Below are 26,419 nucleotides of genomic sequence, written 5' to 3'. Positions count from 1 at the left end.
ACTAATGAAAGAGATAAATAACAAACATCGCATACTAATTTTAGGTGCCAGTGGTTTTATTGGACAAGCTCTATACAAAGAGCTATGTGGCTATTTTAGAACCTTTGGAACCTATTGCAGAGACAATTACGCCTTTAATAAAAACCAACATTACTTTCAATACAATATTGAAGAAGATGATATTTTTGAAATCCTAGATATCGTAAAACCTACCATTGTAATTTCTGCGATACGAGGTAATTTTTCGGCACAAATTATTGCTCACCAACATATTACCGAGTACATTATTGCCAACAACAGTAAATTAATATTTTTATCATCAGCAAATGTTTTTGATGCCTATAGTAAATTTCCTAGCTATGAAAATGACAAAACATTAAGTCATAGTATGTATGGTCATTTTAAAATAAAAATAGAGAACATGCTATTGCGTTTGCCAAAACAATATTATGCAATTTTAAGACTACCAATGGTCTTTGGAGCGCAATCTCCAAGAATACATGAGATTAAATTTCATATAAAAGAAAAAATACCTTTTGAAGTATTTCCTAATTTGATAATGAATGTCACCACAGATACTAAGGTTACACAACAAATTCATTATTTAATAAACCGAAATAAAAAAGGCATATTCCATTTAGGTAGTGAAGATTTAGTGCATCATGACGATTTTATTAAAGAAATTATCGCGTCGCTAAACATAAAAAACCCACTTTTAAAACAAGTGTACACAACCAATGACGACAGGTATTTAGCAGTCCTTTCTAAAGAAAATAAGCTACCTAAGCATTTACAGTTATTAAGTCAAGAAATTTTAACAGAATTAGAAGTTTAATTTATTATTTTTAAATAAAAAATATGGCACTACTTACACAAACAGAAATAGAACAACGTCTACTTAGACTACCAGAATGGGAACATTATGATAATGCAATCCATGCAGAATTTGAATTTGAAAATTTTAAAGACTGTTTTAGCGCAATGAGCAGAATTGCTTTTGAGTGCGAAGCATTAAACCATCATCCTGAATGGACTAACGAATATAATGTACTTAAAATTACAATAACAACACATGATGCAGGTGGAGTTACAGATAAAGATTTTAAATTAGCCTTAGCAATTGAGCATATTGTTGAAGAGGAAGAGGACTAATACCACTTTATTCACATATTTTTTTAAATTTGTGATTCAATAAAATAATCTAGGTTTTCGCTACAGCGAAACTATAAAAACATATAATCATGGGAAGAGCTTTTGAATTTAGAAAAGCACGTAAAATGAAACGTTGGTCTGCAATGAGCAAGGCTTTTACACGCATTGGAAAAGACATTGTAATGGCTGTAAAAGAAGGTGGACCAGATCCAGCTAGTAACTCACGTTTACGTGCAGTTATACAAAATGCCAAAGCAGTAAACATGCCTAAGGACAATGTTGAGCGTGCTATTAAAAAAGCAAGCGACAAAAGTCAAGGTGATTTTAAAGAAGTAATTTTTGAAGGTTATGCACCTCATGGAATTGCTGTTTTAGTTGAAACTGCAACAGATAATAATACAAGAACTGTAGCTAACGTGCGTAGTTATTTTAATAAATGTGATGGTAGTTTAGGTACATCAGGATCTGTAGTATTTATGTTTGACCATACTTGTAACTTTAGAGTTGCTGCTGAAGGTTTAGACCCTGAAGAATTAGAACTAGAGTTTATAGATTTTGGTGCAGAAGAAGTATTTGCAGATGACGATGGTATTTTAATTTACGCACCTTTTGAAAGTTTTGGAGCTATCCAAGCTGAACTTGAAAGACGTGAAATTGAAATTTTATCTTCTGGATTTGAACGCATACCACAAGTTACTAAAGCTTTAACACCAGAACAGGCTGCTGATGTAGAAAAATTATTAGAAAAATTAGATGATGATGATGATGTACAAAACGTATATCACACTATGGAAGAAACGGATAATGATGATGAGTAATCTAATCTTATAAGTATTAAAAAAGCGACCAATTGGTCGCTTTTTTTAATTTTATTATGTATCGATTTTATTACAACTCTAAAATTTGAGCTGCATGATCTTTAGTTTTAACCTTATCAATAACGTGAGCTACTACTCCATCTTCATCAATTAAAAAAGTTTTTCGGTGGATACCATCGTACTCTTTACCCATAAACTTTTTTAAACCCCAAACACCAAAAGCATTAATCACTTCTTTTTCTTCGTCTGCTAATAACGGAAACGGAAAACTGTATTTGTTTTTAAAATTAGTCTGTCTTTTTTCAGAATCTGCACTTACACCTAAAATCTCATAACCTTTATCTTGTAAGGCTTTATAATTATCGGTTAAATTACAAGCTTCTGCTGTGCAACCAGGTGTACTAGCTTTTGGGTAAAAGAAAACAATTAGTTTTTTTCCTTTATAATCGGATAATGACACAGGGTTTCCGTCTTGATCATTAACTGTAAAATTTGGTACTTTATCACCTTGTTTTAATGTATTCATAGTTGTAATTTTGGTTTCATTCAAAATTACAATTAATGACTAAGCAAGAAAAGGTAGATTTTGTTATAAATACGTTAAATACGCTATATCCCGAAATCCCTGTACCATTAGATCATAAAGATCCCTACACATTATTAGTTGCTGTTTTATTATCTGCACAATGTACTGATGTTAGAGTCAATCAAATCACACCTATATTGTTTGCAAAAGCAGATAATCCATACGATATGATTAAGTTGAGTGTGGAAGAAATTAAAGAAATAATCAGACCTTGTGGCTTATCACCAATGAAAAGTAAGGGTATATACGGATTATCAAAAATGCTAGTGGAGGACTACAATGGTGTTGTACCACAGTCTTTTGAAGCTTTAGAGACCTTTCCAGCAGTTGGTCACAAAACTGCAGGCGTAGTTATGAGTCAGGCTTTTGGTGTTCCTGCATTTCCGGTTGACACGCACATACATAGATTAATGTATCGATGGAATTTAACTAATGGTAAAAGTGTGCAACAAACAGAAAAAGATGCCAAACGTTTATTTCCAGAACATACCTGGAATGATTTACATCTTCAAATAATATGGTACGGACGCGAGTACTCTCCTGCCAGAGGTTGGGATTTAGAAAAAGATATTATAACCAAGACTATTGGGAGAGCATCTGTGCTAAAAGAATATGCAAAAAAGTAATATTGGCATAAAGCTTGTGACTTTTTTTAAATACAAATGTTTATGAGATCAACCATTATATGTATTCTTGTTGTACTACTAACCTCTTGTATACCAACCAAAATAGCGCCTAAAATTGAAAGTTATAAGATTACAACAGGTAAAAAATTTAATAAAGCATTACCAAAATGGCAATCGTTTATTTTTGAAGATCCTAAAAACGCAAACGAATTTTATAATTATATAAACACAAAGTTTAAGCTAAACCATAATAATGTTGATAGTAATGTCAAGATTGTAATAAATAATACAGACTACTATTTATCTTTTTATGAAATAGCAAGGGATACTGAAACATTAAATTTAATTCCTATAGTAATAGATGGTAAGAGAAATCAAAACGGAAATGATGCCTTATTAACTGAGGCGTATACAAGCCAATCTAGCAAATATTACATTGCTTTAACCGTTTTTGATGATGATTTTAAAAATTGCCTTAAAGAAGATTATAAGGATCAAAAAGTTATAATACAATATTTAGAAGCTTTACGTAAACAATATTTGTCGACATATAACTACCAACAATTACTCTTAAAAAAAACGTCCTGAGACTATCAGGACGTTTCCAAGTTTAGTTTTGAAGTGCTTCAAACTTCAAATTTTTATAATTTATAACACTTAAAGCCTTACTATAATTTAAGATAAAACTTATGGTTTCATCTTTAGGTTTTAGTTTAAAACCGTGTTTTTTTGGGGTATTAGAATGTTCAGAGTAAATTTTTGCCATGTATATTAGTTTAAGGTATAAACAAATAACGAGCAAAATTACACTTTATTGTCTTTTAATTAGTCAATACTATATTGTGCTTTTCAATAACCTTTCTCATATTAATTAATGCATAGCGCATACGACCCAAAGCAGTGTTAATACTAACACCTGTACGCTCTGATATTTCTTTAAAACTCATATCATTATACATACGCATTACTAATACTTCTTTTTGATCTTCTGGCAACTCGTCTATCAAACGTCTTACATCTGACTCAACTTGCTCTTTAACCATAACTTTTTCAGCATTTAAAGACGTATCACTAATAACAGAAAAGATATCAAAATCACCAGAATTATCAAATTTTGGCATTCTGTTATTTTTTCTAAAATGATCAATAACCAAATTATGTGCAATACGCATAACCCAAGGTAAAAATTTACCCTCTTCATTATATTTACCTCGTTTTAAAGTACGAATGACTTTAATGAAAGTATCCTGAAAAATATCTTCAGCAATATCTCTATCAAATACTTTAGAATAAATAAAACTATAAATACGTTGTTTGTGTCTAGTAATCAATACTTCTAAAGCAGACTCGTCTCCTTTAATATAGTTACTAACAAGAATAGCATCTGTGATTGTTACTTTTTGCATAATCATTACTTTTTGGACACCAAAAAAAGGTTCTGGCTTGGGGTTTATAAAAAAAAAAGTAATGTTGTAGTATAGGCAAAAATTAAGTTAGGTCATTGATATGCATCAAATATAACAACAATCATTCCGAAAAAGCAAAAAAAATCTAAAGTTTTAACATTTTATTGCACAATAATCTTTTTTACTAGATGATTAAGTTATGTTATCTTTGTAGTCAAGACGTAAAATGACTATGACAACACCGCTTTCTGAAGTAAATCCAAAAGAAAACATTATAATAAAAGGTGCTAAATTGCACAATCTTAAAAACATTGATGTTGTTATTCCGCGACGCAAACTAGTTGTTATAACGGGATTATCAGGATCTGGAAAGTCAAGTTTAGCTTTTGACACTTTGTATGCAGAAGGTCAACGTCGTTATGTAGAAAGTTTAAGTAGTTATGCTAGACAATTTTTAGGACGATTAAATAAACCTAAAGTAGATTATATAAAAGGTATTGCTCCAGCTATTGCAATCGAGCAAAAAGTAAATAGTACCAATCCAAGATCAACCGTTGGAACAACAACCGAGATTTATGATTATTTAAAACTGCTTTTTGCCAGAGTTGGGCGCACCTACTCGCCTATTTCTGGTCAAGAAGTAAAAAAAGATACGGTTACAGACGTTATTAACTACATAAAAGGTTTAGCCTTAAACCAAAAACTGCTGTTATTAGCTCCTATTGTATTGGAGGAAGGTCGTGAGTTACAAGACAAATTAAATGCTTTAAATGCACAAGGGTATGCTAGAATAAAAGTAAAAGATTCTGTAATAAGAATTGACGATGCTAAGGACTTAACGTCTATTAAAGATTTGTTTTTAGTAGTAGACAGAATTGTTACTAAAGACGATGAGGATTTTTATAACAGATTAGCAGACGCCATACAAACTGCCTTTTTTGAAGGAAAAGGTAATTGTTATATCGAAACTCTTGCAGATAACACCAGTCGTCATTTTAGTAATAAATTTGAATTGGATGGTTTACAGTTTCTAGAACCAAACGTGCATTTATTTAGTTTTAACAATCCTTATGGTGCTTGTCCAAAATGTGAAGGTTATGGCGATGTTATTGGTATTGATGATGATTTAGTTGTACCAAATACAGCACTTTCAGTTTATGAAAACGCTATTTTTCCTTGGCGTGGTGACAGCATGAGTTGGTATAAAGATCAATTGGTAAACAATTCTCATAAATTTGATTTCCCAATACATAAGCCATATTTTCAATTAAGTCCAGAACATAAAGCTTTAATTTGGGAAGGAAACCAATATTTTGAAGGTTTAAATAGCTTTTTTGCCGAGTTAGAAAGCAAAGCATATAAGATTCAAAATCGTGTAATGCTCTCTCGATACAGAGGAAAAACACAATGTAAAGTCTGTCATGGTAAACGCTTAAGACCAGAAACAAACTATATAAAAGTTGGTAATGCAACTTTAACAGAATTAGTAGAATTACCGCTAAGTAAATTAGCAGTATTTTTTGACACCATCACTTTAAATGATTATGATGCAAAAATTGCAGAACGTCTTTTAGTAGAAATTAAAAATAGACTAAGTTTTTTACATAATGTAGGTTTAGATTATTTAACCTTAAACCGAAAATCTAACACGCTTTCTGGTGGTGAAAGTCAACGTATCAACTTAGCAACCTCTTTAGGAAGCAGCTTAGTAGGATCCATGTATATTTTGGACGAACCTAGTATTGGATTACATCCAAAAGACTCTGAACGTTTAATACAAGTATTAAAACAACTTCGCGATTTGGGTAATACAGTAATTGTGGTGGAGCATGATGAAGACATCATGAAAGAAGCCGACCAAATAATAGATATTGGTCCAGAAGCTGGGACATTAGGAGGTCAAGTTGTTGCTGTTGGTACGTATGCTGATATTTTAAAATCAACATCATTAACTGCACAATACTTAAACGAAACTTTAAAAATTGAAGTACCTAAAACACGTCGAACTAGCAAGTACAGCATAGACATTATTGGAGCTAGAGAAAATAATTTAAAAAACATAGATGTGTCTTTTCCATTAGAAATGCTAACGGTTATTACTGGAGTTTCTGGAAGTGGAAAAAGTACTTTGGTTAAAAAAATATTATTTCCTGCCATACAAAAACACTTAACTGGCTTTAGTGATAAAGCAGGACAGTTTACTGAGTTAAAAGGAAACTATACTATAATAAAAAATATAGAGTTTATTGATCAAAACCCTATTGGACGATCCTCTAGATCTAATCCTGTGACATACGTTAAAGCCTATGATGATATTAGAGCGTTGTATGCTAAACAAAAACTTAGTACTATACGCAATTACGCTGCTAAACACTTTAGTTTTAATGTGGATGGTGGACGTTGTGAAACTTGTAAGGGAGAAGGTGAAGTAACTATCGAAATGCAATTTATGGCTGATGTCCATTTAGAATGTGAAACTTGTAAAGGAAAGCGTTTTAAAAAAGAAGTTTTAGAGGTCACTTTTGCAGATAAAAATATTGATGATATTTTAAATCTAACTATCGATGACGCTATTGACTTTTTTGATAAAAACGGAGTCTCCAAGATTAAAAACAAATTACAACCTTTACAAGACGTAGGTTTAGGTTATGTTGCCTTAGGACAAAGCAGTTCTACCCTATCTGGTGGTGAAGCACAACGTATAAAGTTAGCAACCTTTTTGGGTAAAGGAATTACTAAAGAAAAAATGTTGTTTATTTTTGACGAGCCTACTACTGGTTTACATTTTCATGACATACAAAAATTATTAAAATCCTTTTATGCGCTAATAGCAAAAGGACATTCTATTATTGTTGTGGAGCATAATTTAGAACTTATTAAATGTGCAGATCATATTATAGATTTAGGTCCTGAAGGTGGTGAAAATGGTGGTCATTTAGTTGCTTTTGGAACTCCAGAAGACGTTATTAAAGTTAAAAATAGTGTGACTGCTAAGTATTTAAAAGACAAATTATAACCGTTTTAGTATTTGATTTTTATTTAATAAGACAAAAACGAAATAAAACCTAAGACCAGAAAAGCAATAGGTACTAACACTACTAAAAAAACTAAAGACACAATTCCGCTTTTTAAAACACTGTAAAATAAACGTTGATTATAAAACCGTTTAACAGCAATTACTAGATATATAAATGTGGATAAGGCTATTAAAAAGTCTATCCAATTAGGTACATCAATAATAAAATTGCTGATTAATAAAATACTAAACACTGTGAAAATAAAGGCGAAAAAGTAAAAAGAAAATACCAAGTGGTAAGCATATCGTCCTTTTTTCCAAAAAAATAGTTTCAAAAAGAAAGCAAAAATTGGTAATAAAATAAATAATGCTATTGGTGTTGTATTTATCATGGACATCCAAATCGTACCAGCTTTTCTATCCTGATGAAACTTTAAAAGTCTAGGATATAACATCCTATCAAACCATCCTGGATTATCATCCATTCCCATAGCTATGTAAATAGATTCCTTTGATGCTCCAACAGTCAATAATGAGTCTATTTTTTGACTCTCGTACCCAAATAAAACGTTATTACTTGATTTAATTTCTTTTTGATTTACAATAGAGTCTATCTGTTTATCTGTCATTCCGGATAGCAACTTATTACTATTTAATGTGGCTCTAATTTCACTTCTTTCAATAGAGTCCATTTCTTTTCTTTCAATTTCATTTAAAACTTTAGTTGATTGCGCTTTAAAATCCTCATTTAAATTTTCTTCTACTTTATTCATTTGAAAGGAAAACAAAAAGAAAAACACAAACGTAACAAATAAATATAATTGTGCAGGATGCAAATAAGATAGACGTTTACCTTCAATAAATCTTTTAGGCAAAAATCCTGGTTTACTCATTAAAGGAATAAAACTCTTTAAAAATTTAGAATCCCACAGCAGATAATTATTTAAGGTATTGTAAAATAAAATTCCAAGTGTTAATTCCTCTTTATCTTTCATTCCACAATGTGGACAAAATTGGAATCCTGATTTAAAATCGCTATCGCAATTTTTACACTTGGTATACTTTAAGGACATTAGTTAGTAGTTTTTATAAAAGTAAATATTTTAATCAATTATATACTTTTCAATATAGAATTAAATTAAAATATACTAAAAAAACGTCTTGGACATACAGTAAAATCAATGCATAACAACTTTGGCACAGCTATTGAAACTACTTAATCAAAATAGCGAATGCCGAAACGCTTAAATAGTAGGCAAAATCTAAATCCTTAATACTATGAAAAAACTAGTACTATTAATTACAGGTATGTTAATTGGATTAACGACTGTAACAGCAGAAGCTAAATCTGCATCGCAAGGTGAAGATTTAGTAATAAACAGAAATTATTACGCACAACCAATCTTGTTTACAGAACGTGGTGTGGAATTTTTAATTTTTCCTGACGGAAGTTTTGATTTTAACACAGCAATAAATCACACGCAAGGAGACTATTATTACAGACGCACTAACACCAATACAAAACGAAGATCAATAAATGTTACAAATGGTGCTCCAGGTACACAAGTAACTTATAATAACCCTAGAGATAGAGGTATGATTATTACACATGATCGTGATGGTAAAGTTAGACGCATAGGAAATGTATTTTTAAATTATAACAGGAGTGGTCAAATTAAGCGTTTAGGCTCTGTTTACATTAGTTACAACCGTCAAGGTTTAGTTAGTCAAATTGGAAGTATGCGTTTATACTACAATAGACAAGGACAATTAATTAAAACTATTGGTCAAGTTAACAGAAGTAATTCTAATCATTACATAGGTCAAACTAATAATGGTCATTATCAATACCAAACAAGTAATAATAATGATACAATGTATTACAGAAAAACTGTCGATACACAACCTACTCAGTTAAAAAAATAGGTAGTAAATCAAATTTATAAATATTATTTAAAGCCATAAACTTTTGTTTATGGCTTTTTTTATGGCCTTCAATAAATTAAAAAACAACCATAATCCCTTGTGAATATTGAGTTTTTTGTTTTTGGCACGATGCTTGTAATTATGTAAGTGTTCAATCTTAAAACAAATAATTATGAAACAAGTATTCCTATTATTATCAGCAATTCTCCTTAGTGGGTTTTCTGTTAATGCAGACACAAACACAACGATAGATAATGGTGTGATTAATAACTCTTATGTCAAAGGTTATGGTAATTCTTTCATTTTTACTGAAGCAGGAATTGAGTTTTCTATTTATGCAGATGGTCAATTTGACTTTTATATGCCTAGCTATGGACCTCAAGTTAGCGTAGAAATTAATAATAGAAACACAAATATTAGCTTTAATACAGGATATGATTATGGCGCATATGTACAATATGACGAGTTTGGAGCTGTTATTCAAGTTGAAAACACACCTATTTATTATGACTATTACGGTCGCGTTAATCAAGTAGGAAATGTTTATATTAACTACAATAACAGAGGCTACATTAGTCGTGTTGGAGGATTATATGTGCACTACAACCGCTACAATCGTTATTCTCATAGTACTGGCTTTATAAATATTTACAACAGAGCTTATGTTTACAGACCTTGGCATGCATATTATGTAATTCCACCAGTAAACTACTGTGTACTTTATACAACACCATATAGAAGACATTATACACCAATTAGATATAGATACGACAGACCTTACGTTAATAATTACAGACGTACTACTGCTGTAGCAAGTCGAAGAGGTAATACGATTTCAAGAAATAGAGCTTTAGCCTCTAGGACAGAAGGAAGAGCACCAAGAGCTACTACTACACCTAGAACTAGAAACAATAGGGCTACTGCAACACCAAGAACAAGAGGTAATGCAACAACATCTAGACCTAGAACAAATAATACTGTAAATACTAAACCTAAAACAAGAGGTAATACGGTTAACACAAAAACTAGAGACAACAAAGTGATTACTGCAACACCTAGAACTAGAGGTAACACTACAAGTATACCTAGAACTAGAGGAAATCAAACAACAACCTCTAAACCTAGAACCAGAACTAATACTAAAGTAAATACAAGAACAAATAGAAGTAATACGCAGGTTAATAAACGTACGACTTCTAAACCTAGAACTACGACTTCAAGAAGTACAACGTCAAGACAAAATACTTCCTCTTCAAGAAGTACTAGATCTAGAAATTAGAAAAGACTAATAACTAGTCGATTGAATAGAATTCCTACTAAGGTTGTTTGCCCTAAAGCAACTTTAAGTAGGTTTTTTTTATGGAATAAAGCGATTTAATATTTTTGAAATATCTTCTGATAAATTAAATTTAAAAACAGTTAATCCATAGATTATAATTAAAATTAACGTTTTAGCGACAATGCTAATAATGGGATTAAAATTAAATTCCCAAAAAAACAAACTTAAACCACAAATCAATATTAGTAGTGTTGTTTTTATGGTAGCTAATGTAAACGGTTGAATTTTAAATTTTTTATACACAAACAATAGTTTGATTGTATTGTATGTAAAAATAGTAATACAACTTGCGTATGCAGCTCCATTTATTCCATACAACGGAATAAAAACAAGGTTTAAAACTACGGTTAGTATTGCTAATAAAATCCCAAAGACTAGCACTACCCTATAATAATCGCTATTAAAAAGTATGGCATTATTATTTCCAATAAGGTTGTCTGATAGTTTAGCAAGACCAATCACTAAAACCACCAAAAAGCCTTCGCTATAATTTTCCGGAATTAAAAGATATAACTTATTGATATTTATTATAATACATAAAAATATAAATCCGCTAATTATAAATAAGTTAATAGAACTTTTTTGATAAAGTGTTTTAAGTTCAACCTTGTGACCTTCATTTAAAAGTTTAGAGGTTAAAGGGTTTGCTATTTGATGCATTGCTCTAGCAGGAACACCTATAACCGTAGCAATATAAATAGCTACACCATAATAGGCAACATTATTAAGCGCCTGAAACTGACCAAGCATAAACTTATCTATCTCTAATATTATATTAGCCACAGAGCCTGCGATTATAATTAAAGCAGAATATTTTAAAATACTTCCAACATTAGGGATTTTAGTTAATTTAAAAACTGGCATCCTAAGACTAAAAGCATATAGTTTCATAATTAAGGCTCTGACAATGTATGTAATAACAATCCCATAAATTAATTGATCTACATTTAGGTAACCAAAATAAAGACTTAAAAGTAATAACGTGGTAATAAATCTGTGAAAGACCTCACTCATAAAATTACCAAATACGCTTTGTAATTGCACCTTACTCCAAGCGTAAAACACTTCAAAATAGGCAAAAGCTGCTGCACAAATGTATATTAACCAAGTATAGTCCTTTATAATAGTATTTTCTTTAGATAGCCAATTGGCAATCAAATCATATGCAAAATGCGTAATTAATCCTAACGGAACTATTAGAAGTAATGGTAAAAGCAACATTAAACTTAAAAAGCTATTTTGTGATTGTCTGGTTTTAAAGGACGAATAAAACTTAACAATTGTATTATGCACGCCAAAAGCCATAAAAGGCATTAAAATACTAGCTGTAGACAAGATAAAAGTGATTAAACCAAAATAAGCTTCGCTTACAAATTGAGTATATAAAAATATAACGTTAACAGCACCAATACCAAACCCAAAATAAGTTATTATAGTATTTTTAATAGATTGATTAACGACTATTCCCATATATTTTATACCATTTATATTTTAGGACTGATTAATCAAATCTGCTAACTTTTTTGTTAACTGTTGTCTTGAGTAACCTTGTAATCCTATTGGATTAGTCTTTAAATTATTTTCAGTGTAAGCTTTATAATACTGCTTAATACTATTTTTTAAAGCATCATAATCATCATAATTAAAAAATTGACCAGTGTTAGTTTTTGTAATAATTGAAGCTACATCTGCTCCTTTTGGTCCAATTGCAACAATTGGTCTATTAGCAACCATATACTCAAACAATTTACCAGGAATAATTGCTTTTGTATCTTCCGAGTTTATTTCAATCAACAATAATAATTGTGATTTTTTCTGAAACTCAATAGCTTTATTGTGAGGCACATATCCAATACAATTTAAACTACCACTTAAACCATTTGTTTTAATAGATTGTATAACATCTTTACCTACTTCTCCAATTAAATTCAACTGAAAATCCTCTGCAAATCTAGTCTCCTCAATCATCAATTCGCTAAGCACTTTCCAAAGTACTTCTGGATTTCGTTTAGATAGTAACGACCCAATATGTGACAATGTAAACTTTTTATCTAAGGTATTTACAACTACTTTTTCGTTATCATAACCATTAGTAATTACATGGATAGGTTGACTTGTAATACCCTCAAATTCGGTTTTAGTACTTGGGCTAGTTACAATAATTTTGTCAGCATTATTAAGCACTTTTTTTTCTAATGCCTTATGTTTATTTTTAGAAGCTTTAGTTAATTTTAGTTGCTTGTGATAACCTATTGTAGTCCATGGATCTCTAAAATCTGCAATCCAATTGACACTATGGTTTTCTTTTAATTTTAAACCAATTAAATGTAAACTATGTGGTGGTCCAGACGTTATAATTGTATCAATATTAAAATCTAAAATGTAAGTAGATAAGTAGTTGTAGGACGGTTTTACCCAGTTTTTTCTGGCATCAGGAATAAAAAAATTACCTCTAACAAACAACATCAAACGCTCCATAAGGCTTTGCTTGCTTTTTTCAGCAATAATCCCTTTACTAATGGTTTTACTTTTTTTAGAAAACAATTGTGCCAATTTGTAAGGCTCCTTTATTGGTTGCTTAAGCACTGTAACACTTGGATTAACTTCACTTTGCAAAGTTGCATCTATAATTGGGTAATTAGCATTGGATGGACAGTATACAACAGGCTCTATATTAAATTCTGGTAAATATTTTACAAATTTTAACCAACGCTGTACACCTGGTCCTCCTGCAGGAGGCCAATAATACGTAATAATTAGCACCTTTTTTTTATCCATAATGTAACGCTTTCGCGGAAATTGAGCCTAGTGTGATTACTCCTCACTAATCTTATTCATGCTTTTTACACCATAAATCAAACCTCCAAGAACTAATAATACCAGTAAAATAGAACTAGCTAACGCTATCGTACTACCAGATTTAACAACATCAGGTTCAAACTTAAATTCAATAATATGTCTACCCTTTGGTACTTCTAAACCTCTTAACGCATAGTTTACTTTAGCATGTGGTTTTAACACACCATCAATATAAGCATTCCATCCAGAACCATAATACATTTCTGAAAACACAGCAAAACCATCTTTTACATTATCCGACTGATATTTAATATAGTTAGGCTTGTAATCTAAAGTTTTTATTGAAGCTAAAGAGTCCACAACTAAAGTTTTAGGAAGATTAGTTTTATCAGAAACACCTTCAGAATAAATAGCTGTTTTTTTAGTATTTAGTGTGTCTAGAGCCAAAATTTCTGCATCAGCAGAACTTACTTTTTTAGTGTTTTCTACAAACCAAGCATTACCATTTGCATCGTTATTTACAAACGGAAACGGACTTCCATCTTCTCCTTGACCAATTATGTATTTCGCGTTAAGCATACTTAATACATTAATATTGTTTTTAGAGATATAAAATTCGTATAAATCTTGATATCGTTTTGGTTTTGCAGCATGATAACCACCTAAAGCATTATGAAAATAGCTAGTTTTAGCTCCTCCAGACGTTAAGTCATACACGCGATAATTAGTATTATCCTTAAGTATCTCTAAATCTGCTTTATTGGCTTGATAAGGACGCTCCATTTGTAACTTAGATACAAAATCTTCGTTATTAACGTAACGTTTATCTACGCTAACTAAATCTATTATAATTAATAATCCAAGAATGACTACAACCTTAGTTTCGTTAAGTTTCTTTTTCAAAAAGAAATAGATAACGCCTGCTGCTAATAGAACAAACAACAAGGTTCTAAGCGTATCTTGTGTAAAAAAGCTAGCTCTATCTTCTCTTAAAGCATCCAAAAACGCTTGTCCATTACCTTCTCTAATACGACCATCAATACCTCCAACAAAATCGATTATTCCAACAGCTTTTCCTAATAAAAATAGGATTGCTAAACCTGCTGTAATAATTACTGTGTTTTTTAAAGCCTTAAGTTTTTCTTCGGTTTTAACAACATCATTAAACAACCTAACTAGAGCAAAAACTGCCAATACAGGAATACATAATTCTAAAATTACTTGTATTGAGCTGACAGCTCTAAACTTATTATATAATGGCACATAGTTAATAAATAAATCTGTTAAGAATTCTAGATTTTTACCATAAGACAATAATAAAGACAGTATAGTTCCTCCTAATAACCACCATTTTAAACGACCTTTAACTAAAAACAAGCCTAACACAAATAAAAATATTACAACTGCTCCAACATAAGCTGGTGCTTCTACTATGGTTTGGCTTCCCCAATATGTTGGTAGACCTTTAGTATATTCTCTAGCGTCTGCTGGTGGTACACCTTGATCAACAATGTATTTATATACTGCAGAATCTTCACCTACATCTTCTCCGCTTCCACCACCTAAAAATCTAGGTACAAATAGGTTAAAAGTTTCTAGTTTACCATAACTATATTCTGTGATATATTCTTTACTTAAACCGTTTGTGTTTTCTCTTTTAGACCCATTGGCATTGATAGTTAACTCACTTTTACCACGTGTACTCTCCTTAACATAATCTTGTGTCGCTAAAATATTAGTTGCATTTAAACCTATTGCCAAGATTACTGCAGCAAATAACACACCTACAGCTTTAAAAAAGTGAGGCAACATATTTTTACGATAAGCATCTACCAAATAAGCGACACCTAAAACTAAGACTAACAACATTAAATAGTAAGTCATTTGGTAATGGTTAGCCACCAACTCTAATCCCATAGCTATGGCTGTCAGGATAAAACCGTAAACGTACTTACCTCTAAACGTTAGTATAATACCACTTAAAACTAATGGCATATAAGCTATTGCATGTGCTTTGCTATTATGTCCTACACCCAAAATTATGATTAAATAGGTAGAAAAACCAAATGCCAAAGCACCTAATCCTGCCAATTTCCAATCCACTTTTAAAACCAAAAGCAGTATATAAAATCCAGCAAAATAAAGAAATAAGTAATCAGCTGGTCGTGGTAAAAAACGCAACGACAGGTCTAACTTTTTAATATAATTGTGTGGGTATTTTGCTCCTAATTGGTAGGTTGGCATACCTCCAAATGCACTATTAGTCCAATAGGTTTCTTCTCCAGAATTAGTTTTAAAATCCTTTTGTTGTTTTGCCATTCCTGTGTAGTGAACAATATCACTTTGGTAAATGACTTTTCCTTGTAAAACAGGACTAAAATAGGCTAAAGAGCAAACAATAAATCCTACCAAAACTAAAAGATGAGGTAAGATTTTTTTAAAAGAAAATTGCATAAAAAGTTTTAAAAAGTATGAGGTTGAAAATTACTCAATTTCTTCGTAATCTACATATTCTCCTACATTTTTATTTGAAGATTTATTATTAGGCATTTTATCTATAGTTATCTCGCCTTCTTTTTGAGCTGGCTCTTGTCTTTGTTGGTTAAACGCACCTCCAAAACGCTCGGTTGCTTTTTTAGCTGCATATTTAAATAATGCAGGTGCAAACAAACGAGATAAGATTTTTAATCCGTAGTAAATTAATGCTATTATAAGTATGGTTCTTAATAAAGCCATGTTGAAATAAAAGTTAAATTATCAATACTTTAACAAAAATACAATTCTTCAGTTTTAAATTGAGTTTTAAATACTTAAAAAAAATATAAAATCTTATATTTGACTTTAAACAAAAACATATGCTTAACCCAAAATTAATTGTAACGTATATTCTCTTATTAGCAAGTTTTACTGCTAATGCCCAATATACTGAAGTAATCAACTCTAACAGACCAGGTGTATCTAGAAGTGCTTTTGCAGTCGGAAAAAATGTGGCTCAGCTTGAGGTTGGACCTTACATTCTTAAAGAAGAGCACACACCATTAAAAAATGAAGCTTCAGGTTTTGGTATTGACTTTGCAGCGCGTTATGGTTTAGTCTGGGAAGAACTAGAATTAAATATAGAAGGTACTTACCAAAATGATACATTTACAGATAATCGATCTACCTTATTTCCATTAGAAACTGATCGTGCAAATTTTAAATATTTAACATTAGGTGCAAAATACTTAGTGTACGATCCATATAAAAAACGTGGTGAGGAGAAACCTAATATTTACAGCTATCATGCTAACAAAAAATTTAAATGGAGTAATTTAATTCCAGCTGTAGCTGTATATGCTGGTGTAAACTATGATGCTAAAGATAATGTTTATGTGCCTTATAGTAATCCGTTTTCAAGCCCAAATTACGAAGGAGGTTTTACACCTAAAGTAATGGTTGCAACACAAAACAACTTTAATAGTGGTTGGGTTTTAGTTATGAATTTTGCCAAGGACAGGATTGGGTCGGATTTTTCAGATTTTCAATACATAGTTACTTTAACCAAGTCCATTACTGACCAATGGGTTTTATTTGGAGAAACTCAAGGCATAAAAAGTGATTATTATGCAGACAATTTATTTAGATTTGGTGGAGCATATTTATGGAGTAAGGATTTTCAGTTAGATACTGCAATTACTTTTAACACAAAGGACACACCTTCGGTTTTTAGCTTGAACTTTGGCGCATCTTATCGTTTAGATTTCCATAAAGATCCTGAAGCTGATATAGATAATGGTACTGATGTACTTGAAGAATACGAAAGAAAAGCGAATAGAAAGAAAAATAAGAATAAAAAAGATAATGATTCTGACACACCAGAAGATTCAGGTAAACGAAAAAAAGAAACTCAAGAGATTGATTTTGATGACGAAAACTAACCCTTTCTTTTTTATATGATTACAACCAAAAAAGTAGTATCAAAAGCAGATTATAAAGCGTTTGTTAAATTTCCCTTTGAAATATACAAAGACTCTAGATATTGGGTTCCACCTATTATTAGTCAAGAATTAGCAACATTTGATGCAAAGAAAAACCCTATTTTTAATGATGCCGAAGCAACACTGTTTTTAGCCTATAAAGACAATAAAGTAGTTGGTCGTATCGCTGCAATTATAAATTGGCTAGAAGTAAAAGACCAAAACATAAAAAAAATGCGTTTTGGTTGGTTTGATTTTATTGACGATCTAGATGTTAGTAAGGCGCTTTTACAAGAGGTTTACACCATTGGTCATGCAAATAAGCTAAACTATACGGAAGGTCCAGTAGGTTTTTCTAACTTAGATAAAGTTGGAGTTATTACAGAAGGATTTGATGCGATAGGTAACATGATTACATGGTATAATCACGACTACTATGTCAACCATTATCAGTCACATGGTTTTTCTGTTGAGAAAAAATATTCTGAAAGTCGTTTTCCTTTTAAAAACGTAAAACCCGAATTTTTCTACAAAGCACAAGAATTAATAAAAAGACGCTATCAGCTTAAAGCTTTAGACTTAAAAAAAACATCCGAAGTCATGCCTTATGCAGATCAAATGTTTGATTTATTTAATGAAAGCTACGCCTCACTATCTTCATTTGTTGCGATTACAGATATTCAAAAAGAATATTTTAAAAAGAAGTTTATAAGTTTTATTAATCCAGAATATATCAAATTTGTTATTGACAAAGACAACAAATTGGTAGCATTTGCTGTAGTTATGCCTAGATTTGCGGATGCATTACAACAAATGAAAGGTAAATTATTACCATTTGGATTTTTAAAATTATTAAAAGCTAAAAAAGAAAGCAAAGACGTTATGTTTTACTTGATAGGTGTCCATCCTGAGTATCAAAATAAAGGTGTACATGCTGTTATTTTTAACGAATATTACAACACGTTTACTGAAAGAGGAATACAAACCTGTTATAGAACACCTGAATTAGAGGATAACGAAGCTATACATAAAATTTGGAAACACTTTGATCCAGAGGTATATATAAGACGTTGTACTTTTAAAAAAGAATTATAAATCATCAAGAGCTTATTATAAATAGATAAGCTCTTTTTTTTTAATAATTATTTTAAGCTATACTCTCTAAGCCTTAATCATAACCTTTAAGAAATAACTATATTTAATCAAAGATGAATTATATAATGAAACATCTGATTATTAAAACAAAAAAATCCGATTCAAATGAATCGGATTTTTAACTAAATTTTATTTTTGTTACTCTCCCATTGCTTTCATTAAAGCAGCAGACATACGCTTGTAAGTACCGTTTTCTAAACGTTCTCTAATAGCATCAAAAGCATCTAAAGTTTCAGTCACATCTTGTAATGTATGCGTTGCAGTAGGAATCATACGTAAAAGTATTAATCCTTTTGGAATTACTGGATACACAACAATAGAACAGAAAATACCATAGTTTTCTCTTAAATCTCTAACTAAAGCCATAGCTTCTGGAATACTTCCATTTAAATATACTGGAGTTACACAACTTTGTGTTGTACCAATATCAAAACCTCTGTCTTTAAGTCCAGATTGTAACGCATCTACAATTTTCCATAAGTTTTCTTTTAACTCAGGCATTGTGCGCAACATATCTAAACGCTTTAATGCACCTACAACCAATTGCATTTGCAATGATTTAGCAAACATTTGCGAACGTAAATTATATTTTAAATAGTCAATAATTTCTTGATCAGCAGCAATAAATGCACCTGTACTAGCTAAAGACTTAGCAAAAGTTGCAAAATACACATCAATATCATCTTGCACACCTTGCTCTTCTCCTGCTCCAGCACCAGTTTTACCTAAGGTACCAAAACCATGTGCATCATCTACAAACAGTCTAAAGTTATATTTTTTCTTTAAAGCAACAATTTCTTTTAATCGTCCTTGCTCACCTCTCATACCAAATACACCTTCAGAGATCACTAAGATTCCTCCTCCAGTTTGTTCTGCCATTTTAGTAGCACGACCTAAGTTTTTCTCTAAACTTTCAATATCGTTATGCTTATAAGTAAATCGTTTTCCGTGGTGTAATCTTACACCATCAATTATACAAGCATGTGCATCCACATCATAAACAATAATATCGTCTTTACCAACTAAGGCATCTACGGTAGACACCATACCTTGGTAACCAAAGTTTAATAAGTAAGCTGCTTCTTTATGTACAAACTCAGCAAGCTCGTTTTGTAGTTGCTCGTGTAAATCTGTGTGACCAGACATCATACGTGCTCCCATTGGATAAGCAGATCCGTATTGTGCTGCAGCTTCTGCATCAACCTTACGGACTTCAGGATGGTTAGCAAGACCTAAGTAGTCATTGATACTCCATGTAATTACATCTTTTCCTTGAAATTTCATACGATTAGAAATTTCACCTTCCAATTTAGGAAACACAAAGTAACCTTCTGCTTGTGCAGCCCATTTACCTAGTGGTCCTTTATCTTTGTATATTTTTTCAAATAAATCTTTCATTGTAAAACGCGATTTTTAAGCTACTATTGTTAGATATATTAGCTTAAGCTATTAAAATTTAGTTAGATGCTACAAAATTATGCATTTTTATTATACGTGCATAACAAATAACCTATGTATTATTAACAAAAAAAGTTAATCTTAATACAACTAAGATTAACTAATCTGTCTATTATTTAATTATTTACTTAATATATTGAATGCTTTGCGCAGCCTCTTCATTTTTACTATCAAAAAAGCCTTGATCACTCATCCATTTGTCACTGTAAATCTTACTCATGTATCTAGAACCATGGTCAGGAAAAATAACAACAACATTATCTGTATCCTTAAATGTGTTAGATTCATTAAGTTGTTTTAAGGCTTGCATTGCAGCACCAGATGTGTAGCCAACAAACAACCCTTCGGTTTGTGCTAACTCTCTAGCAGTATGTGCGCTTTCTTCATCTGTGACCTTGATAAACTCATCTATTGTGTCAAAATCTGTCGCAGTAGGAATTAAATTTTTTCCTAAACCTTCAATTCTGTATGGATAAATTTCTTTATCATCAAACTCTCTAGTTTCGTGATATTTTTTTAATACCGAACCATAAGCATCAACACCAATAACCTTAATGTTTGGATTTTGCTCTTTTAAATACTTAGCTGTTCCAGAAATTGTTCCTCCTGTACCACTACATGCAACTAAATGCGTTATTTCACCTTCTGTCTGGTTCCATATTTCTGGTCCAGTAGAATTGTAATGTGCATCAATATTTAGTTGATTAAAGTATTGATTAATATAAACAGATCCTTTAATTTCTTCGTGTAATCGTTTTGCTACTTGATAATAACTTCTTGGATCATCTGCACTAACGTTTGCTGGACAAACATATACTTTAGCTCCCATGTTTTTTAACATGTCAATCTTATCTGCTGAAGATTTTGAACTAACTGCCAAGATGCAATCATAACCTTTAATTACACTAACCATTGCAATACTAAATCCTGTATTACCTGATGTAGTTTCAATTATTGTGTCTCCTGGTTTAAGTATACCTTGCTTTTCTGCTTGCTCTAATATGTATAAAGCGATTCTATCTTTTGATGAATGACCTGGATTAAAGGCTTCAACCTTTGCTAGATAATTCCCTTTAAAACCTGAAGTAATTTTTTTTAGTTTTATCATTGGTGTATTACCTATTAGGTCTAATACACTATCAAAAACTTGTTTATTTTGTTCCATAAATGCTATTTAAAAGCTACTTATTTTGAGTTTTGAAACTCAAAACCTCGCAAAAATAAGCATTTTTTTTGATTATTTATTGATTCCTTCCAATTCGAATAAAAATACATATTCTAAAGCGACTTCCTTTAATGCTTCAAAACGTCCAGAAGCTCCACCATGTCCTGCATCCATGTCTGTTTTAAGTAGTAAAATATTTTTATCTAATTTACAGTCTCTTAATTTAGCTACCCATTTTGCAGGTTCCCAATATTGCACTTGCGAATCGTGCAAACCTGTAGTGACTAACATATTTGGATATGCTTGAGGTGTTACATTATCATATGGCGAATATGACTTCATGTAATTGTAATAATCTTCTTCATTTGGATTTCCCCATTCGTCATATTCTCCTGTAGTTAGTGGTATACTATCATCTAACATAGTCGTTACAACATCTACAAAAGGTACTGCAGCAATAACACCATTGTATAATTCTGGATTCATATTAATTATTGCTCCCATTAATAATCCTCCTGCACTTCCACCCATTGCATAAAGGTGTTGACTAGAGGTATATTTGTTTTCAATTAAAAATTTAGAACAATCTATAAAATCTGTAAATGTATTTAATTTGGATTTTAGTTTTCCGTCTTCATACCAAGGACGACCTAAATATTCGCTACCTCTAATGTGAGCAATTACATAGATAAAACCTCTGTCTAACAAGCTAAGTCGTATTGAAGAAAAATAAGGGTCTATTGTTGCTCCATATGAGCCATATGCATATTGTAATAACGGACTATTTCCGTCAAGTTTTGTTCCTTTTCTATACACTACAGACATTGGTATTTTTACGCCATCTTTAGCTGTTGCCCAAACCCTTTGTGATATATAATTGTCTTTATTAAATGAATCATCTAATACTTGCTGCTCTTTTTTTACCGTTTTTGTTTTAGTCTTTAAATCATAATCAATTATCGAGCTTGGTGTTGTTAAAGAATTAAAAGAGTATCTTAAATAGTTGCTATCAAAATCTGGATTATTACCTATGTCTGCTGTGTAGGTTTCACTTTCAAAATCTAAATAATAGTCTTCTTTACCATCCCAACTAATAATTCTTAATTGATTTAAACCATTTTCACGTTCGTTTACAATTAAATAATCTTTAAAAATCTCAATATCTTCTAATAATACATCTTTACGATGCGGAATAACATCCTCCCAATTAACCTTATCTGTATTGGTTTCGGCTACTTTTTGAAGTTTAAAATTGGTTGCTTCATCCTTATTTGTAATGATGTAAAAATTATCTTGATAGTGAGCTATTGAATATTCAAGGTTTCTTTCGCGCTCTTGAAAAATTTTAAATTCACCATCAGGTGTATTGGCATCTAAAAATCTATACTCGGTTGTTTGCGTACTTGAACTTCCAATTACTAAATACTTTTTTGACTTGGTTTTATACACAAATGTATTAAAGGTGTCATCCTCTTCATGAAAAACGACAGTGTCATCAACACTATTTTGACCTAGTTTATGCTTATATATTTTATCCGATCGTAAAGTAACTTCGTCTTTTTTAGAATAAAACAGTGTTTTGTTATCATTAGCCCAAGTTGAGCTTCCTGTGGTATTTTCTATTTTATCCTCAAAAACTTCATTTGTAACTAAGTTTTTAATAAACAATGTGTATTGTCGTCTACTAACAGTATCAATAGAATAGCTTACTAATGTGTTATCTGGACTTATTGAGATACCACCTAGTTTAAAATAGCTATAGCCTTTAGCCATTTTATTACAATCAAAAAGAATTTCTTCTTCAGCGTCAAGATTATCTTTTTTTCTAGTGTAAATTGGGTAATCCTTTCCAATTTCGTATCTAGTTATATACCAATACCCATTTAATTTGTAAGGCACACTTTGGTCATCTTCCTTAACTCTTGACTTCATCTCTTCAAATAAAGACTTTTGAAAAGTTTCTGTATGTTTTAAAACAGATTCAGTATAAGTATTTTCAGCATTTAGATAATCTAAAACCTCTTGGTCCTCTCTTTGGTTTAACCAAAAGTAATTATCTACTCTGACATCATTATGTATACTAAGCTTTTTTTCTATTTTTTTTGCAATAGGTGCAGAAACGTTAGTGCTAACTTTCATCATTTTAAATCTTATTTTTCTGAAGAGCACAAATGTAAAACTTAAAATTAGTTTGAATTATACTTTATTGATATTTAATTGCACTTAATATTTACTTATAATTAATAAATTTGCAGGATTAACTTTAAAATCAAATAAAATGTTTGGAGATTTAATGGGTAAATTAAAAGAAACCCAAGAAAAAGTAGAGGCTACAAAAAAAAGGATGGATACCGTTTTAATTGACGAAAAAAGTACAGACGATTTACTTAAAGTAACATTGACTGCCAATCGCGAAATTAAATCTATTACAATTGATGATGCTTTATTAGAAGATAAAGAACAATTGGAAGATTATTTAATTTTAGTACTTAATAAGGCTATAATTAAAGCTACTAATGTAAATGAAGCTGAAGTTGCTGCTGTCGCTAAAGACGGAATGCCTAACATTCCAGGAATGGATATGTTTAAATAATTTATTTTATACAAAGTAAAAAAGGAAGCCAAATTGGCTTCCTTTTTTTTATTTATGAAAAGTATTTACTAAATATTATTCAGCATCGATAACTCTAAATTGAGTACGTCTGTTTGCTAAATGCTCTCTTTCTGTACAAGATACACCATCAGAACATCTGTTAGTTAATCTAGTTTCACCAAATCCATTTGATACAATTCTTGAAGAATTGATTCCTTTAGAGATTAAGTAGTTAGTTACAGCTTGAGCTCTTCTTTCTGATAAAGATCTGTTAGACTCTTTCGAACCTCTTGAATCTGTATGAGAAGCAATCTCTACTGATACACCATTTTGTAAAACTGGTAATAATTTAGCATCGATTTCTCTTTTTGAAGCTGCTGTTAAAGTAGCAGAACCTAATTCCCAGTTTACATTAAGATCATTATAAGCTACTAACTTACAATCTACTTCTGCCCAAGATGTTAATCCACCTTTAGTTTGTAGTACTTCTTTAGTTACAGTTTTGTTAACCGCAGGAACAGTTACTTCTTCTACTCTAGCATCGCTAGCTAAAACCGTTTTCTTGTACGTAGCAGTTTTTTGAGGCACTTCAATAACTCTTGTTGTTGGAGGTGTTACCATTACTGTACGCTTCATTGTAGTAGACGTTGAAGGAATATCAACAACTCTTGTAGATTCTGGAGTTATAACAGTTTTTCTGATTGTAGTCATTTTTGCTGGTACATCTGTCGCTCTTGTTGTTGGAGGTGTAGCCATTACTGTACGCTTCATAGTAGCAGTAACTTCTGGAATAGCTGTTACTCTTGTTGTAGCTGGTTCTAAAACCACAGTACGCTTCATTGTTTTAGTTACAGCAGGAATTTCAATAACTCTTGTTGTTGGAGGTGTTACCATTACTGTTCTCTTAACTTCATTAGTTACAGCAGGTATAGTAATAACTTTTGAAGTTGGAGGAGTTACCATTACAGTTCTCTTAACTTCTTTAGTTACAGCAGGAATATCAATAACTCTTGTTGTTGCTGGAGATACTAAAACTGTTTTTTTGATTGTTTTAGTAATAGCAGGAATATCAATAACTCTTGTTGTAGGAGGTGTTGTCATTACAGTCTTTTTAACTGTTTTAGTTACAGCAGGAATATCAATAACTCTTGTTGTTGCAGGCGTTTGAACTACACGTCTAGTGTAAGTACCCATACCACAATCTTCAGCATTGTTCTCACCTTGATCACATCCTGGTTTAGTAATAACTTGAGCATCATTAGCTAACTCTGTAGTGTTAACTGTAATGTTTTGAGCTGGTATGTTTTTATAACACCAGTATCTACAATCGTTAGGATCGTTTGATTGACAATCAACAGCTGGAGTATCACTCATTCCCCATTTAGCAGTTGCAGGCTTAACTTCGATAGTTTGGTAACCAGAAGTAAACTTAGCAGGTACTACAGTTAAAGTAGAACCAAATTGTTGTTTCTTATAAGATAATGTTTCAGTTCCCCATTTTGCAGGTATAACTTCTAAACGTTGGCTAGCATTTTGTACTACAACTTCAAAACTTTCAGATCCATATTGAGCAGGAACTATCTCTACTCTAGAAGATGCAGGTTGTACAACAACTTCAACATTTTCAGTTGTCCATTTAGCTGGAACAACTTCTAAACGTTGACCTCCAGAATTTACAACAACAGTTTCTGTTCTTGTTTCGTATTGTGCTGGTACAGTTTCTAACTTAGTGTAAGCAGCTTGTACAACTACAGTTTCTGTTCTTGTTTCATATTGAGCTGGTACAACTTCTAAACGTTGACTAGCTTCTTGAACAACAACTTCAAAACTTTCAGATCCTAGCTTAGCTGGAATAACTGATAAAGATTGTGCAGCATCATTAGATACGATTTGAAAATTCTCTGTAGCATATTTTGCAGGTACTACTGATAATTCTTGATAACCTGGTTGAGTCATCATCTCTTCTGTAGTAGTATCTGTAGATCCAGCAACTTTCTCTAATCTCTGAGAAGCTTCTTGCGTCACTACTTCAAAAGATTGAGTTTCGTATTGTGCAGGTACTACAGATAATTCTTGTCCTGCAGACTGTACAACAAACTCCTCATTCTCTGTTCTGTATTGAGCAGGAACAACTTTTAGCTTCTTGTACGCAGGAGCAACTTGCACTGTTACATCTTGGTTAACCCATACATCTGGAGTCACACAACGTTTGTAACATTTTCCTGGTTCAGGATTTGTTGGTAAATCTTGTGCGAATGCAATGGTGCAGACTACAAAAGATAAAAATGTTAGTAATACTTTTTTCATTTTTAATAATTTAAATGGTTATTTGATAAATATATAGCCGAACTAATAACGACTGTTCACTAATTTCAAGCAAAAAAAATACATATCAAACTATTATTACTTTTAATTCTTAATATT

General features: G+C 31.4%; 23 protein-coding genes. 11 read left to right on the top strand and 12 right to left on the bottom strand.

Annotated elements, in window-relative coordinates; translation table 11 throughout:
- The first annotated feature begins 4 nt into the window (after positions 1–4).
- The 3 genes from WNY60_RS01565 to WNY60_RS01555 all read left to right on the top strand — a co-directional run bounded on the left by WNY60_RS01565 (position 5) and on the right by WNY60_RS01555 (position 1,970).
- Entirely contained in the window at positions 5–835 is an 831-nt protein-coding gene (locus WNY60_RS01565; protein WP_145001798.1) for a sugar nucleotide-binding protein, read from the top strand.
- A 23-nt stretch (positions 836–858) separates the two neighbouring features.
- Entirely contained in the window at positions 859–1,152 is a 294-nt protein-coding gene (locus tag WNY60_RS01560; RefSeq protein WP_028282044.1) for a 4a-hydroxytetrahydrobiopterin dehydratase, read from the top strand.
- An 89-nt stretch (positions 1,153–1,241) separates the two neighbouring features.
- Positions 1,242–1,970 (top strand): YebC/PmpR family DNA-binding transcriptional regulator, encoded by a 729-nt coding sequence (locus WNY60_RS01555; protein WP_028282043.1) that lies wholly within the window; start codon positions 1,242–1,244, stop codon positions 1,968–1,970.
- A gap of 70 nt (positions 1,971–2,040) precedes the next feature.
- Here the strand turns inward: WNY60_RS01555 and bcp are convergent, their stop codons facing one another.
- Entirely contained in the window at positions 2,041–2,496 is a 456-nt protein-coding gene (gene bcp, locus WNY60_RS01550; RefSeq protein ID WP_145001799.1) for a thioredoxin-dependent thiol peroxidase, read from the bottom strand.
- 35 nt (positions 2,497–2,531) lie between these two features.
- On the opposite strand from bcp, the gene nth reads away from it, so the two are divergent.
- The gene (nth, locus tag WNY60_RS01545; RefSeq protein ID WP_145001800.1) at positions 2,532–3,182 is read left to right on the top strand and encodes an endonuclease III; all 651 of its coding nucleotides are present in this window, start codon (positions 2,532–2,534) and stop codon (positions 3,180–3,182) included.
- 42 nt (positions 3,183–3,224) lie between these two features.
- Positions 3,225–3,770: a hypothetical protein gene (locus tag WNY60_RS01540; protein WP_342861273.1), complete on the top strand. Its 546-nt coding sequence runs from the start codon at positions 3,225–3,227 to the stop codon at positions 3,768–3,770.
- Positions 3,771–3,792: 22 nt separating this feature from the next.
- Here the strand turns inward: WNY60_RS01540 and WNY60_RS01535 are convergent, their stop codons facing one another.
- Complete coding sequence (locus tag WNY60_RS01535; protein WP_186439184.1) at positions 3,793–3,948, bottom strand: hypothetical protein; 156 nt, start codon at positions 3,946–3,948, stop codon at positions 3,793–3,795.
- A 55-nt stretch (positions 3,949–4,003) separates the two neighbouring features.
- The gene (locus WNY60_RS01530; protein ID WP_028282040.1) at positions 4,004–4,588 is read right to left on the bottom strand and encodes a sigma-70 family RNA polymerase sigma factor; all 585 of its coding nucleotides are present in this window, start codon (positions 4,586–4,588) and stop codon (positions 4,004–4,006) included.
- 232 nt (positions 4,589–4,820) lie between these two features.
- Between WNY60_RS01530 and uvrA the strand changes: the two genes are divergently transcribed.
- The gene (gene uvrA, locus WNY60_RS01525; RefSeq protein ID WP_342861272.1) at positions 4,821–7,604 is read left to right on the top strand and encodes an excinuclease ABC subunit UvrA; all 2,784 of its coding nucleotides are present in this window, start codon (positions 4,821–4,823) and stop codon (positions 7,602–7,604) included.
- A gap of 23 nt (positions 7,605–7,627) precedes the next feature.
- Here the strand turns inward: uvrA and WNY60_RS01520 are convergent, their stop codons facing one another.
- Entirely contained in the window at positions 7,628–8,677 is a 1,050-nt protein-coding gene (locus WNY60_RS01520; RefSeq protein ID WP_342861271.1) for a DUF3667 domain-containing protein, read from the bottom strand.
- A gap of 205 nt (positions 8,678–8,882) precedes the next feature.
- On the opposite strand from WNY60_RS01520, the gene WNY60_RS01515 reads away from it, so the two are divergent.
- Together WNY60_RS01515 and WNY60_RS01510 are read left to right on the top strand one after the other, a co-directional pair.
- Positions 8,883–9,530 (top strand): hypothetical protein, encoded by a 648-nt coding sequence (locus WNY60_RS01515; RefSeq protein ID WP_342861270.1) that lies wholly within the window; start codon positions 8,883–8,885, stop codon positions 9,528–9,530.
- A gap of 172 nt (positions 9,531–9,702) precedes the next feature.
- A complete protein-coding gene (locus WNY60_RS01510; RefSeq protein ID WP_342861269.1) occupies positions 9,703–10,809 on the top strand; it encodes a hypothetical protein in 1,107 nt (368 codons plus the stop codon).
- Between the two features lie 78 nt (positions 10,810–10,887).
- Here the strand turns inward: WNY60_RS01510 and WNY60_RS01505 are convergent, their stop codons facing one another.
- The 4 genes from WNY60_RS01505 to WNY60_RS01490 are packed head-to-tail and all read right to left on the bottom strand — an operon-like array spanning position 10,888 to position 16,404.
- The gene (locus WNY60_RS01505) at positions 10,888–12,339 is read right to left on the bottom strand and encodes a polysaccharide biosynthesis C-terminal domain-containing protein (RefSeq protein ID WP_342861268.1); all 1,452 of its coding nucleotides are present in this window, start codon (positions 12,337–12,339) and stop codon (positions 10,888–10,890) included.
- A 21-nt stretch (positions 12,340–12,360) separates the two neighbouring features.
- Complete coding sequence (locus tag WNY60_RS01500; RefSeq protein WP_342861267.1) at positions 12,361–13,647, bottom strand: glycosyltransferase family 4 protein; 1,287 nt, start codon at positions 13,645–13,647, stop codon at positions 12,361–12,363.
- Between the two features lie 36 nt (positions 13,648–13,683).
- Positions 13,684–16,122, bottom strand: a complete 2,439-nt coding sequence (locus WNY60_RS01495; protein WP_342861266.1) for a YfhO family protein — start codon at positions 16,120–16,122, stop codon at positions 13,684–13,686.
- Positions 16,123–16,152: 30 nt separating this feature from the next.
- Entirely contained in the window at positions 16,153–16,404 is a 252-nt protein-coding gene (locus tag WNY60_RS01490; protein ID WP_145001808.1) for a DUF4834 family protein, read from the bottom strand.
- A 119-nt stretch (positions 16,405–16,523) separates the two neighbouring features.
- On the opposite strand from WNY60_RS01490, the gene WNY60_RS01485 reads away from it, so the two are divergent.
- Both WNY60_RS01485 and WNY60_RS01480 read left to right on the top strand, forming a co-directional pair.
- Positions 16,524–17,585: a transporter gene (locus tag WNY60_RS01485; protein WP_342861265.1), complete on the top strand. Its 1,062-nt coding sequence runs from the start codon at positions 16,524–16,526 to the stop codon at positions 17,583–17,585.
- Positions 17,586–17,600: 15 nt separating this feature from the next.
- Positions 17,601–18,719, top strand: a complete 1,119-nt coding sequence (locus WNY60_RS01480; protein WP_339807863.1) for a GTP cyclohydrolase — start codon at positions 17,601–17,603, stop codon at positions 18,717–18,719.
- A 198-nt stretch (positions 18,720–18,917) separates the two neighbouring features.
- On the opposite strand, the gene WNY60_RS01475 is transcribed toward WNY60_RS01480, so the two are convergent.
- From WNY60_RS01475 to WNY60_RS01465, 3 genes are all read right to left on the bottom strand, one after another.
- Positions 18,918–20,177, bottom strand: a complete 1,260-nt coding sequence (locus WNY60_RS01475) for an aminotransferase class I/II-fold pyridoxal phosphate-dependent enzyme (protein WP_145001811.1) — start codon at positions 20,175–20,177, stop codon at positions 18,918–18,920.
- 184 nt (positions 20,178–20,361) lie between these two features.
- Positions 20,362–21,402: a cysteine synthase family protein gene (locus WNY60_RS01470; RefSeq protein ID WP_342861264.1), complete on the bottom strand. Its 1,041-nt coding sequence runs from the start codon at positions 21,400–21,402 to the stop codon at positions 20,362–20,364.
- 72 nt (positions 21,403–21,474) lie between these two features.
- Positions 21,475–23,541, bottom strand: coding sequence for a S9 family peptidase (locus WNY60_RS01465; RefSeq protein ID WP_339807943.1), 2,067 nt, complete (start codon positions 23,539–23,541; stop codon positions 21,475–21,477).
- Positions 23,542–23,680: 139 nt separating this feature from the next.
- Between WNY60_RS01465 and WNY60_RS01460 the strand changes: the two genes are divergently transcribed.
- Complete coding sequence (locus WNY60_RS01460; protein WP_145001813.1) at positions 23,681–23,995, top strand: YbaB/EbfC family nucleoid-associated protein; 315 nt, start codon at positions 23,681–23,683, stop codon at positions 23,993–23,995.
- Between the two features lie 75 nt (positions 23,996–24,070).
- On the opposite strand, the gene WNY60_RS01455 is transcribed toward WNY60_RS01460, so the two are convergent.
- Positions 24,071–26,302 (bottom strand): OmpA family protein, encoded by a 2,232-nt coding sequence (locus WNY60_RS01455; protein WP_145001814.1) that lies wholly within the window; start codon positions 26,300–26,302, stop codon positions 24,071–24,073.
- Positions 26,303–26,419 lie beyond the last annotated feature (117 nt).

The organism is Olleya sp. AS48 (genome assembly GCF_038900355.1).
In the GTDB taxonomy this organism is placed as follows: Bacteria; Bacteroidota; Bacteroidia; order Flavobacteriales; family Flavobacteriaceae; genus Olleya.
The sequence above is the reverse complement of the archived record's forward strand: the minus strand, read 5'-3'. Positions and strand labels throughout refer to the sequence as shown.